This is a genomic window from Sphingobacterium sp. BN32 (genome assembly GCF_030503615.1).
In the GTDB taxonomy this organism is placed as follows: Bacteria; Bacteroidota; Bacteroidia; order Sphingobacteriales; family Sphingobacteriaceae; genus Sphingobacterium.
Map to the genome: position 1 here is coordinate 2729066 of NZ_CP129963.1, position 12583 is coordinate 2741648.

Annotated in this window: 9 protein-coding genes and 2 tRNA genes; 4 read left to right on the forward strand and 7 right to left on the reverse strand. The window is 41.8% G+C overall.

Going from position 1 to position 12583, the window contains the following annotated elements; translation table 11 throughout:
* Positions 1 to 15 precede the first annotated feature (15 nt).
* Both murB and QYC40_RS11540 read left to right on the forward strand, forming a co-directional pair.
* Positions 16 to 1032: a UDP-N-acetylmuramate dehydrogenase gene (murB, locus tag QYC40_RS11535; protein WP_301990390.1), complete on the forward strand. Its 1017-nt coding sequence runs from the start codon at positions 16 to 18 to the stop codon at positions 1030 to 1032.
* A 280-nt stretch (positions 1033 to 1312) separates the two neighbouring features.
* On the forward strand, positions 1313 to 1828 hold the full coding sequence (locus tag QYC40_RS11540; RefSeq protein WP_301990391.1) for an RNA polymerase sigma factor: 516 nt from the start codon (positions 1313 to 1315) through the stop codon (positions 1826 to 1828).
* 100 nt (positions 1829 to 1928) lie between these two features.
* Here QYC40_RS11540 and QYC40_RS11545 read toward each other — a convergent pair whose 3' ends face one another.
* Both QYC40_RS11545 and QYC40_RS11550 read right to left on the reverse strand, forming a co-directional pair.
* The gene (locus QYC40_RS11545) at positions 1929 to 2849 is read right to left on the reverse strand and encodes a PfkB family carbohydrate kinase (RefSeq protein ID WP_301990392.1); all 921 of its coding nucleotides are present in this window, start codon (positions 2847 to 2849) and stop codon (positions 1929 to 1931) included.
* 58 nt (positions 2850 to 2907) lie between these two features.
* Positions 2908 to 2981, reverse strand: a tRNA-Asn gene (locus tag QYC40_RS11550).
* 216 nt (positions 2982 to 3197) lie between these two features.
* Here QYC40_RS11550 and QYC40_RS11555 point away from each other — a divergent pair.
* Entirely contained in the window at positions 3198 to 3914 is a 717-nt protein-coding gene (locus QYC40_RS11555) for a class I SAM-dependent methyltransferase (protein WP_301990393.1), read from the forward strand.
* A gap of 319 nt (positions 3915 to 4233) precedes the next feature.
* On the opposite strand, the gene QYC40_RS11560 is transcribed toward QYC40_RS11555, so the two are convergent.
* The 4 genes from QYC40_RS11560 to mgtE form a co-directional block, all read right to left on the reverse strand.
* The gene (locus tag QYC40_RS11560; protein ID WP_301990394.1) at positions 4234 to 4494 is read right to left on the reverse strand and encodes an Ada metal-binding domain-containing protein; all 261 of its coding nucleotides are present in this window, start codon (positions 4492 to 4494) and stop codon (positions 4234 to 4236) included.
* 3 nt (positions 4495 to 4497) lie between these two features.
* Positions 4498 to 5211 carry a 2OG-Fe(II) oxygenase gene (locus QYC40_RS11565; RefSeq protein WP_301990395.1) on the reverse strand — a complete coding sequence of 238 codons (714 nt, stop codon included), beginning with the start codon at positions 5209 to 5211 and terminating at the stop codon, positions 4498 to 4500.
* A 542-nt stretch (positions 5212 to 5753) separates the two neighbouring features.
* Positions 5754 to 5827: transfer RNA gene (locus QYC40_RS11570), tRNA-Asn, on the reverse strand.
* Between the two features lie 109 nt (positions 5828 to 5936).
* Positions 5937 to 7310, reverse strand: a complete 1374-nt coding sequence (gene mgtE, locus QYC40_RS11575; protein ID WP_301990396.1) for a magnesium transporter — start codon at positions 7308 to 7310, stop codon at positions 5937 to 5939.
* A 639-nt stretch (positions 7311 to 7949) separates the two neighbouring features.
* On the opposite strand from mgtE, the gene QYC40_RS11580 reads away from it, so the two are divergent.
* Positions 7950 to 10760, forward strand: coding sequence for a hypothetical protein (locus tag QYC40_RS11580; protein WP_301990397.1), 2811 nt, complete (start codon positions 7950 to 7952; stop codon positions 10758 to 10760).
* 568 nt (positions 10761 to 11328) lie between these two features.
* Here the strand turns inward: QYC40_RS11580 and pgk are convergent.
* Entirely contained in the window at positions 11329 to 12519 is a 1191-nt protein-coding gene (pgk, locus tag QYC40_RS11585) for a phosphoglycerate kinase (RefSeq protein WP_301990398.1), read from the reverse strand.
* Between the last annotated feature and the right edge of the window lie 64 nt (positions 12520 to 12583).

Here is a 12583-nt window from a genome sequence, read left to right on the forward strand (position 1 = left end):
ATATCGGTCAAAAAAATGAAAAACACCCTTCAAACAGCTGTTTCCTTAAAGGATTTTAATACGTTCGGAATAGAAGCTAAGGCAAATAAATATATTAGAATCACCGAGGAGTCAAGTTTGAAGGAACTTTATGACCTAGAAGCGTTCAAACAGAAGTTCTTTGTATTAGGTGGTGGAAGCAACGTATTGTTTACCGAGGATTATGATGGACTGATCGTCCATATAGCTAATAAGGGGATACAACATTTTATCGAAGGCAACCAAGTCTTTGTAACCGCATCCGCCGGCGAAGTATGGAACGACTTAGTTTGGTATTGTATCAAGCATGACTTTCCGGGCATGGAAAACCTTGCACTTATACCCGGCACCGTTGGAGCCTCACCTATTCAAAACATAGGCGCCTACGGTACAGAGTTGATGCACATCTTTTATTCTTGCCGCGCCTTCGACACCTACACTGGCGAATTTGTAACTTTTACGAATGTAGATTGCCAATTCTCCTATCGCGATAGCATCTTTAAGAAAGCGCATAAAGGGCGATACATTATCTGCAGTGTAACTTACAAGCTTTCTCTTTTCGGGCAGATCAATACGAGTTATGGAGCGATCGAAGCGGAGCTAGCGAAAAGAAACATCCTGGAACCAACGATCAAAGATGTTGCGGAGGTTGTTTCCTATATCCGCGTCGAAAAGCTACCAGATCCATCAACAGTGGGCAATGCCGGCAGTTTCTTTAAAAATCCGATTATCAGCAAAACACAGTTCATCAACCTCCAGGCACAACACCCTGATATCGTGCATTATCCAATGGGAAATGATGAAGAAAAATTAGCCGCAGGCTGGCTGATTGAGCAGTGTGGATGGAAAGGAAAAGAGGTTGGCGAAGTTGCTGTATGGAAAAATCAAGCCCTGGTTCTCACCAACAAAGGAGCAGCAAGCGGAGCACAGATTTATGAAATATCGTCCAAAATTGTAGACGATGTTTTATCGAAATTCGGTGTACAACTCGAACGTGAAGTGAACATTCTATAAAGTTTTCCACATTTCCCACAGTCTGAAAACAACTTCCTAAAAACAGAAAAAATCATCCTTCTTGCGCTCCAAACCGCGCAAAATCACATCTATTTTTTCTCGTAAAACGATAATTTTATCGAGAAATAGGATGTTTTTCCACATTTTTCGCTATTACCTGCACAGTAATTGATATTATCAGTACAAATGGTGATTAACTATGGTTAGCGATTTAATCGTATCCAATTACCATTTTCCACATGACACTTAACTATTTAACAATATATAAACTACTGATTGTATGAACAAACTAGAATTTAACACACTTGTCATCAAACATTCCGACTCATTGAAAAGCTATGCCCGTAACTTCACTCGTGATCAGGATGACGCAAATGACTTGGTGCAGGATACATTGCTAAAAGCAGTGACCTACTTCAAGAATTTTAGAGACGGAACGAATCTTAAGGGATGGTTGTACACAATCATGAAAAACACCTTTATCAACAATTACCGTCGGGTGGTAAAGACCAACACTTTCATTACCAAGGAAGAAGAAATTTCACAAACTAACCTGGTGGTGTCTGCAAGCAACAACAAAGGCGAAAACAAATTTGTTATGGAAGACATCAACTATGCACTTTCGAAGCTATCAGACGAGTATTATGTACCTTTCACCATGTATTTTGAAGGATACAAATACCACGAAATCTCCGATCACTTGAAAATCCCGATTGGAACAGTTAAAACAAGAATCCACGTGGCGAGAAAGTCCATGAAAAAAACCCTATCGTCCTACAAATTCGAAGCGCAATAGGGCTATAATAATAAAAATCTTTGATTAAAGTTTCCCCAAGAGGTTCCTATCTGCTCGATAGCTATTCTGAGGGATACAAAAAATGAAATTTGAGATAAGCTTATTCGCTTATCTCAAATTTTGATAAAGCAACGAATTGTTGGATACGTGCTTTTATTTCTTCCGACGTTAGATTTTCCAATCTTTCCGTACCAAATTTCTCAACACAGAACGAGGCTAAGGCTGAACCAAAAATAATTGCATTTTTCATGTTTGCAAAGTTGATGGATTGCAGTTTCGCCAAATAGCCGATAAAACCACCTGCAAAAGAATCACCCGCTCCTGTCGGATCAAATACATCTGCTAACGGCAATGCCGGCGCAGAGAAGACTTGTCCTTCACCGAATAATAAAGCGCCATGCTCTCCTTTTTTGATGATCAGGTACTGTGGTCCCATCTGCAAGATTTTCTCAGCTGCTTTTACTAAAGAAAACTCTCCAGAAAGTTGGCGTGCTTCTGCATCATTAATCGTTAATACATCTACCTTCTTCAATACTTCCTTCAAGCCATCCATTGCAACGTCCATCCAAAAGTTCATGGTATCTAAAACAACTAACTTAGGCTTGTTCGTTAAGCGCTCTAAGGTCGCTAATTGAACAGCAGGTGTTAGGTTGCCTAATAAAAGATATTCACAGTCTTGATACGATGCTGGGATCTTAGGGTCAAAATCCGCTAATACATTCAATTCAGTGATTAGTGTATCGCGGCTGTTCATATCGTTGTGGTAACGACCTGACCAAAAAAATGATTTCCCACCAGGAACAATTTCTAACCCTTCTACGTCGATTCCTTTTGAGGTGATGATATTTAAGTTATCATCTCCAAAATCCTCACCTATCACCGAAACAAGCTTCACATCTGAACATAAATAGGATGCAGCTAAACCTGCATAGGTAGCAGCACCACCAACAATTTTATCAGTTTTTCCGAAAGGGGTTTCGATTGCATCGAACGCTACGGTTCCAACGATTACTAAACTCATGAATGTATTTTTTTTAATAAAAAAAAGCCGACTGTGAAGTCGGCTGTGATACTTTTTGCTCCTGAAGCTGGGCTCGAACCAGCGACCCTCTGATTAACAGTCAGATGCTCTAACCAACTGAGCTATTCAGGAATTTAACAAGAGAAACTAGCTTTCTCCTTTAAAGTGGTACAAAAATAGACTTTTACTCTTGAATTCCCAAAAATATTTTAAAAAATATGTGTTTAAATTCCATAAACTCACAAAATAAGCCGATAACCCTTTGTCTATAAACAAAATACAAAGCATCAAAAATTCTCATTTTGAATCCCACACAAATCCACGAACTTTACACAAACCCCAAATGCGATGCAAAACAAATCCAGCTTACAGGAAATAGAAGAAAGATTCGACAAGGATGTCGAAAGATTCTCCAACTTAGAAACCGGGCAGGCAACCATGCTAGACTCCGCCTTCAACCTCGACCTGATCACCGATTGCATACAGCAGCACTACCCCGATCTATCATCCGTTCTGGACATCGGCTGTGGCGCGGGCAACTATGACGTCAAGTTATTATCGCGCGTAACAAGCAATCCCAATATACACCTACTCGATTTAAGCCAGCCCATGCTCGACAAAGCAAAAGAGCGGGTAAGCCCACTAACCCGCGGAGAAGTGAAAACATTCAAGGGCGACTTCCGCACGGTGGATCTCGTTGAAAACAGCTACGACGTTATCATCGCCACCGCCGTATTACATCACCTCCGCGACGATGCGGATTGGGAAACAGCCTTTGCCCGACTTTATAAACTCCTTAAACCGGGAGGAAGCATCTGGATTTTCGACATGATTCAGCAAAATACGCCAAAGCTGCAGGAGATCATTTACACGCAGCGCTACGGCAATTTCCTGAGCGACCTTAAGGACGAAGAGTACCGCGACCATGTATTCGCCTATATCGAAAAAGAAGATTCGCCAAGACCGCTCGTCTACCAACTGAACCTGCTACAGCAGGTAGGATTTCAACAAGTCGACGTTTTGCACAAAAATCTATGTATGGCTTCCTACGTAGCCTTCAAATAATATCCGAGAGTCTAACAAGTATGATTCCCCTCAGTCCCCTTTCAAAGCCCTTTCAAACCCAATGTAGAGCCCAATCAAACCCGCTCGGAAGCGGGTTTGATTGGGCTTTGAAAGGGTCGATAAAAAGCTTTTACTTCAAGAAGGCATCAACATGCCTATACGCAGACAAGAAATGCGTATAAAAGAGACAGGAATAAAGAAAAAATTAATTTCAAAACAGACCTCATTTAAGACGTTTTAACGCAATTCAACAAATATGTAGCACAAATACCGCTTTCAATCATCAAACTTGCTTAAATCGCTTTAAAATCACCCCAAATCAATCACGCCTCCCCTTCTCTGCATCCTGTTTCCATTTTTGATAGCTAGACCGCATACAATTGCCACATGGGCGATAGCCTTCCGCCAGCGCCTCCTCTTCCGTTTCGAAAAAAACGCAATTTGCTCGCTTCATCCGTTTTCCAGACGAGCAGTTTAGGAGCCCGTATATTTTCAACTTAGTATTTCCGCCAAATTGAATATACCCTCTGCGGATGGCTGTGCGCAATTCTTTATCGGTAAAATCGACATGTTTCTTCACAGCTTAACTACTTGCATCATGAAAAATAATCCCCAAACTATAGCGTTCTCCATTTCGAAGCTCGCTGACACCATGCTTCATATTGACGCGGTAATATCCTCTCGTTCCTTTCTCGGGTTTGAAATTGGTTGTAAAAATTAAGGCATCGCCTTTTTTAGGTTTTAGCACAATCGCTTTCGACTGCGCGCGAGGTATCTGCTGAGTCAGCACGAACTCCCCTCCCTCATAATCCTTCTCAGGCTCGCTTAACATCAATACCATCTGCATCGGAAAATAAACATCGCCATACAGATCCTGATGTAGCGTATTGAAACCGCCGGCAGCATACTTCAAAATCAACACTGTCGCTTTCTCTTGTCCATTCGAATGACTGCGCGCCAAAAGCTCGGCGTGTTCTAACGGAAATTGAACATCCTGGTTGAGGACGCGGAACCAAGTATTGGCGATAGGCGCCAATTTGGGATAGACATTTGTGCGGATCCGCTGAATCAGATCCGGCAAGGGATAGTTGAAATACTTGTACTCGCCTAAACCGAAACGATAACGAGCCATAACGATAGTCTTGCGATAGAAACTTGCATTATCATATCCCGACTTCAATTGCTCGCATTCTTCCGCCGTAAGCAGCGATGGCAACTGTGCATATCCTTTCTGATGTAAGTTATCGCTCAGCTGCCCCCAATCATATGCCGCAATTCTCTTCTCTATATTTTCCATAACATAATCGACCTTGTTTTCCTAAACAAATATCGATAGCCCCTTGTTAGCAAAAAATCTGAATCATGCGGAATTATTTTAGACATTAGATTTGAGACATTAGATATTAGAGTATGGCTTGTATTGCTGGAAAGAGGATGAAAAGATGGGCAAGATCGGGTCTAAATACTAAGTACTAATTACTAAATACTATTTCTGAACCAGGAAAGGAAGGATGTAAGGATTGGCAGGATCGGGTTTTGTGCGCGATGAAGTACAGGATCAGCGGTCTGGTATTGTTGGAGACGTTTTGTGAAATGTCTCTACGCATTGGCGTCCAATTTATGGGTGAAGAATGCATTGATCTTGCCAATCTTAAAATCCTTCCTTTCCTGGTTCAAGACAAACGCCCCCCTTCCTTTCCTGGTTCAAGACAAATCGATAAAAAACAAAAAAAAAAGGCGCCTACCGGGCGCCCTACATTTCTAATATCTAAAATCTGATGTCTAATATCTAACACAAAAAAAAAAGACCATCCTTTTGGATAGTCTTTTTTTGTTTTGCTCCTGAAGCTGGGCTCGAACCAGCGACCCTCTGATTAACAGTCAGATGCTCTAACCAACTGAGCTATTCAGGAATTCAACCTTCCCTTTCGGTTTTGGTGATGCAATTATCGGAAGTTTGACCGATATGTGCAAATATTTTTATGCATTTTTTTGCAAGTTATTCAGAACCAATCAGAATAATTAAAACAGCACATCCTTGAGGATAAGCGTTGCAAAAGTAAAATAGATAATCAAGCCTGTGACGTCGACAATCGTGGATACGAAAGGAGCCGAGGAGCTAGCAGGGTCTGCTCCAAAACGACGTAAGATGAATGGCAACATGGAACCGACGAGCGACCCCCAAAGGACGACGCCCACCAAGGACAATCCTATGGCGCAACCATAGAGATACCAAAGGTCGCCGTAGGTATGGCGGAATGCTTCTTCGACGGAGATACGGAAAAACCCGAGCCCACCCAGGATGACCCCCAGCAGTGTACCCGACAAAATCTCGCGGCGCATTACGATCCACCAATCGCGCAAGGTCACCTCGCCCATCGCCATCGCTTGGATGATCAGCGTCGATGCTTGCGATCCGCTGTTCCCCCCACTCGACATGATCACCGGCATCAGCATCACCAGTACCGTCGTTAATTTATCTTCGTAGTGATTCAACACCGTCACCGTTAGTAGTTGCCCAAGGAATAAGACGATCAACCAGCCGGCTCTCTTTTTCACAAGATGAAAAATCGAGACGTCCAAGTAAGGCTCATCTAAAGCCTCGGTACCCCCGATACGTTGCATGTCTTCCGAGTACTCTTCGTTCGCCACCCAAAGGATATCATCGATCGTAACGATACCAAGCATGATGTCGCGATCATCGACAACCGGGAGGGCGACACGATTGTTCATCCGGAAGATAGCAACCGCTTCTTCCGCCGGGTCGTTTGCACGAAGTGAAATAAGTCGGTTATCGATCAAGTCGGAAACAACAGTTTCGGGATCCGCCAAAAGTACGTCCTTAATCCGGACGTCATCCATCAGCTTTCCCTCCGCATCGATGACATATAGAACATCGATCGTTTCGGATGCTCCACCATACCGACGGATGTGATCCAAGACACGCAGCATGGTCCAATGTTCTTTCACCGTGATGTAGTCCGGCGTCATCAGACGACCGACACTATCTTCGGGATAGCCGAGTAGTGAAAGTGCTTCTTTTCGTTCCTCTGGAGTCAACAGAATAATGAGTCTTTTTACAACGTCGCCAGTCAGCTCAGAGAAGAAGGAAGTACGGTCATCGGGAGGCATCTCGTTAAGGAGTTCACGGATGGTAGAAGCCTTAAGTTTTTTGAAGATCCGCTCTTGGGTTGGGAAGTCCAAAATACGGAAAACATTAACGGCTCTTTTGAGACTTAAGGTCTCTAAAAACAGAGGTCCATGTTCAGGAAGTTCGTCAATTAACTCCTCCACATCGGAGATGTTCAATTCGTTTAAATAATCTGCAAGCTCCGCCTGATCTCCGCGCTCAATCAATTGCTCCACATGTGCTACTAGCATTGCTAATTCTTCCATACCTTTCCTCTATTTTATCGTTCCTACATTGGTGCCAAAAATTCGTTTGTGCAAAAGTCGTTTATTTTACCTGAAAAATATAATTAAATTTCTGACGTGTAGCAAGGCGGCTAGAACCAAGAAAAAAGCGCGATAACAGCCGTCCCCTATACTGCCACTATGTCAGCAAAAATAAAAACGAAAATATCCGAATAATTTGCTGCGACGAAGCTGATCAAGTGTCGCTAAATTCTCCAAAAAATATTGAGTCTAATTTCCCGGCCTAAAAAATCCGCGTCGCAAAATAATCGCTATACCCCTGCACCACTCAGGTGGAGTCGACGACTACTTCCAGCCATGCCTCCGGCAGTCGGCAAAAAATTTCCTAAAAGATGGAATACTATAAAAAAAACGTAATTTCACTTCCGAAAATTAGACGCCATTAGACAGTAAAAGAGGCAAGCTTAAATAAGCATAAAAAGTCTCTACAAGGGAAAACGAAGTCAAATTTCAAGATAAAATCATATGTTTCAATAAACATATATAAAACTACTAATCAATATATTAACATCATCAAATAAAACAATAGATAAAACATAAATATTGAATTTATACTAATATTTTTAGCATTCGTTGTTTTAAGCCATTATCATAACACATATGAATATAATTATCAGATATTTAACATTAATAACATTAACCATATATACAGGAACAGTTTTTGGACAGCTCATTGACAACGAGCAACCCCATTCATCCGTAAAATGGGAGCAGATAAACCGTCCTAATTTCCAGCTGATCTTCCCTCATGAATTCAGAAACTCAGCCTCTCTCCTAGCCCATAAAATCGACAGCATGCTTATCTTCGCTAGTCAGGATCTAGGCAAAAAACCAAAGAAGGTATCCATTATTCTTCACGAAAACCACATCGAACAGAACGGATTTGCACAGCTGGCACCACGAAAGGTGGAGGCTTTTTCTACTCCCGGACCAGCGTCGGACAACCAGGAATGGTTACCGAATTTGATACAACACGAGTTGCGACATGTAGCACAATTTGACAAGTTGACAGGCAGAATGAGCGCGCCATTTTTGGAGCAATTGGCGCTTGCTTTCTATGGAATTCACCTTCCGGCTTGGTACTTTGAAGGAGATGCCGTCTCCATCGAAACGCAATTTTCAAGTGGAGGTCGAGGCCGACTTCCCTCCTTTTTGATGCCACTTCGAACGAATGAAATGACTGGCAAAAGCTATACTTTCGACAAAAACATACTCGGCTCTTTTCGGGATATCACTCCCTCATATTACCTCACCGGCTACCTGATGAACACCTACCTGACGAACCATTTTGGGTACCCCGTGAAGGAGCAAATCATGGAGGATATGAGGAAGCATTTGCTCCGACCCTACAACTTCAATCGAGCACTTCGGAAGGCAACAAACATGAATAGTCATGACCTCTATAAGGCTACTATTTCGGAGCTCAAAACGACCTGGAAAGACAGCGAAAATCTCCTAAGTCAAGCGGAGATCAGACCCAATAATGAGCGTTATTTTTCGCATCTTTTCCTCCCACAGTCGGACGGATCCGATGCAACATATTACCTTTTTCAGTCGCCCCAAGAGGTCTCCCAACTCCGAGAATGGAGGGCTGGAAAAGAGAAAACATTGCTAAAAATTGGCTATCAACTGACTCCATATTTCCACCAATCGGGCGATTTTATCGTTTGGGATGAGATCCGAAAGGATGGCAGATTTGGAAAACAAACCTATAATATTATTCGATTATACAATATTAAAACCGGTCGTTCGGAGAGCATTTCTCGAAATTCGCGCCTTTACAGCCCTATAATCGACGCAGAGAAAGGAGCTATATACGCAGTCCAAGTGGATCGAGATAATGCCGCTAGCCTCGTTTATATCGATATTATTTCCAAGGAACAGACAAAAATTATCGATTTCCCGACAGGAATCTTGATCCAACAGCCTGCATTGAGCGAGAAAAAGGATAAGATTGTAGCGATTGCAGTGAGTGAAAAAGGGACAAATCTGATGGAAATTAACCTTCAAACAAAGGCTACTTCTCTTGTTTTCCCCTGGTCAAATCAGCAATTTGAACGCCCAATATACGCCGGAGATGATTTAATCTTCAAGGCACATTTCGACCAAATCGACAATATTTACCGTTACTCCAAAGCCGAAAATAAGACCTATAGATTGAGTAATTCTGCCTTTGGTGCCTTCTATCCTTCCCTCGCTAGCGATGGAAATCTTCTCTATAATGAGTACCAAAATGATGGATATAGACTGGCAAAATTGGAATTGACTGATGAAAATCGGATGGAAATTCAGCCTGTTTTCGAGGCTCCGGCAACGACAGATAAGCAAATTTCTGGTTCGTTTTCGAACAGTTTGGCTGTAGAAGATGGCGACTTTGAGGTCAAAAAATACAATACCCTAAGCGACTTTTTCAACTTCCATAGCCTTAGTATTAGCGACAATAACTTCGAAGATTTCGACAATTACAAGCCAGGAATCTTCTGGTTAGCGAACGATTTAATGAATACAAGTCAGTTAAAATTAGGCTACGAATATGATATGGATCTCGAAAAAAGCTTCTATACAGCCGAGCTTGTATATCAAAAATACTATCCGAAATTTATTGCCAAGTACCAAAATAGAGGACGAATCGGCTATGCAAAATCCTCAAATCCTAATGTCGAAACTGTACAATTCGACTATCGCGATCACTATTATTCGCTCGAAATGCAGCTCCCTTTTTCCCTATATCGTGGAAATAACATCTATAGTTTCGGCATCAATGTGGGGACTTCCTACCAGAAAAACTACGATTTGAGCATAAATAATTTAAAGAATTTTAATGAAGAAATTGTTCTTCCGATGAATTACATTGCCTATTTCAATCGCAATGCACGCCGCAGCAACATGGATCTGGTGCCGCGCTGGGGACAAAATATCAGTCTTATTTACCGCCACCTACCCTTTGAAAAGGAACTCGACGGCAACCTGTTTGCAATCAAATCCAACTTCTTTTTTCCTGGATTTTTCAGCAATCATGCCTTCCAAGCGCGCTTCAATTACCAGAATAATACCGGCAGATTTGATAACTCCTACGAGATCCCGATGATCAGCGCATTCGGGCATTTTAAGTCCGGAAAAGTCTCCAATAACTTAATGTTGAACTACAGATTTCCCATCGCATACCCCGATTGGACAATCGGATCGCTAGCCTATATCAAGCGTTTCCACGGTTACTTCTTCGCAGACTACCAAAACTTACATGACAGCGATATCGCCCCTAAAACCTATGGAATCGGCCTCTCCGCAGACCTCAATATCTTCCGATATAAACTGCCCGATATTGGTATCGGTAGCAAACTGAGCTACATCAATGATGCCAGTGCAAAGAATAAAATAGTGCCGAGTTTTAGTTTTTCTTACTCTTACTAGTATTTAGTAGTTAGTAGTTAGTGTTTAGACCTAGGGCTGCTATCTAGACATTAGATGTGAGATTTTAGATATTAGAGTATGGCGCCGATTAGGCGCCTTTTTTTCTAGGATATTTTGCTTTTAGCTAAAAAGGAAGGGGTGTTTGTCTTGAACCAGGAAAGGAAGGATTTTAGGATAATCAGGATCGATGTATTTTTCCGTTATAAGTAGGACGCCAATGCGTAGAGACGTTTCACTAAACGTCTCCAATATTACCAAGCAAAACATCCTGCCCATCCTTAAATCCTTCCTTTCCTAGTTCAGAAATAGTATTTAGTAGGTAGTACTTAGTATTTAGACCTATGGCGAAACATCCTGCACATCCTTAAATCCTTCACTTCCTGACACAAGACAAACACCCCTCTCTTCTGTAGTTCAAAGACAAATGCCCCCTATCTAAAATCCTTACTACCTATATAAAAAAAGAGAGAGCTATCATAATGATAGCTCTCTCTTTTTATATAACCTCTTGATATTCCGCAAAAGGTCTAAATACTAACTACTAAATACTAACTACTATTACCAAGTACTAGTCTAAAATTGCTTTAACCCCTGGTAAAGTTTTGCCTTCCATGTATTCTAGAAGAGCTCCACCACCGGTACTTACATAGCTTACATGTTCTGTCATTCCGAATTTAGATACTGCTGCTGCTGAGTCACCACCACCGATTAGGGAGAATGCTCCACGTTCTGTTGCGGCTACGACAGCGTCTGCGACAGCTTTTGTTCCTTTAGCAAAGGTATCCATTTCAAACACACCCATTGGGCCATTCCATAATAAGGTATTGGATGCCATAATAACATCGTGGAAGTGCTCTGAAGACTCTTTACCGATATCTAAACCTTGCATATCGGCAGGGATTTCATCGTTAGGACCGTCATATACATTGGCGTCATTAGCGAAACGATCGGCGATCTGAGCATCGGTTGGCAACACAAGGTTAACACCTTTTTCATCCGCTTTTTTAACCAGTTCGTTTGCCAAATCAAGTTTATCTAGTTCAACTAATGATTTACCGATTTCACCACCGCGCGCTTTCACGAAAGTATAAGCCATACCACCGCCAATGATTAAATTATCTACCTTATCTAATAACGCTTCGATAAGCTCTAATTTATCAGATACTTTTGCACCGCCCATGATAGCTGTAAATGGACGCTCAGGCTTATTCATTACCTTTTCTGCATTCTCGATTTCACGAGCCATCAGGTATCCGAAGTATTTGTTGTTCGGGAAGAATTCGGCGATTACTGCTGTAGATGCATGCGCTCTATGTGCTGTTCCGAAGGCATCATTAACATAAACATCGCCTAGCTTAGCTAGCTTCTCAGCGAAGTCGCGATCACCTTTTTCCTCTTCTTTGTAGAAGCGTAGGTTCTCTAATAGTAATACCTGTCCTGCTTCCAATGCTGCCGCTTTATCAACTGCTTCCTGACCGATACAATCATCAGCAAACTGTACTTCCACGCCTAACACATCAGAAAGATGCTTTACGATATGTTTAAGGGAATATTTGTCCGTAGGTCCCTCTTTTGGTCTTCCTAAGTGGGACATTAAAATAACAGAACCGCCGTCCTTAAGAATCTTTTTGATTGTCGGTGCAGCTCCTTGAATACGGTTATCATCAGTAATATTGAAGTTCTCGTCAAGTGGCACATTGAAATCAACTCTGATCAGTGCTTTTTTTCCGTTAAAATTTAAATCGTCGATAGTTTTCATATTGTATTTTTCTTTCCGGTTGATTTTGGGACTAAAGATATAAAAAAGGCGCTGATTGAGAAAT

Coding starts and splice junctions, on each gene's coding strand:
- murB (WP_301990390.1), top strand. CDS start 16: ATGAAAAACACCCTTCAAACAGCTGTTTCCTTAAAGGATTTTAATACG.
- QYC40_RS11540 (WP_301990391.1), top strand. CDS start 1,313: ATGAACAAACTAGAATTTAACACACTTGTCATCAAACATTCCGACTCA.
- QYC40_RS11545 (WP_301990392.1), bottom strand. CDS start 2,849: ATGAGTTTAGTAATCGTTGGAACCGTAGCGTTCGATGCAATCGAAACC.
- QYC40_RS11555 (WP_301990393.1), top strand. CDS start 3,198: ATGCAAAACAAATCCAGCTTACAGGAAATAGAAGAAAGATTCGACAAG.
- QYC40_RS11565 (WP_301990395.1), bottom strand. CDS start 5,211: ATGGAAAATATAGAGAAGAGAATTGCGGCATATGATTGGGGGCAGCTG.
- mgtE (WP_301990396.1), bottom strand. CDS start 7,310: ATGGAAGAATTAGCAATGCTAGTAGCACATGTGGAGCAATTGATTGAG.
- QYC40_RS11580 (WP_301990397.1), top strand. CDS start 7,950: ATGAATATAATTATCAGATATTTAACATTAATAACATTAACCATATAT.
- pgk (WP_301990398.1), bottom strand. CDS start 12,519: ATGAAAACTATCGACGATTTAAATTTTAACGGAAAAAAAGCACTGATC.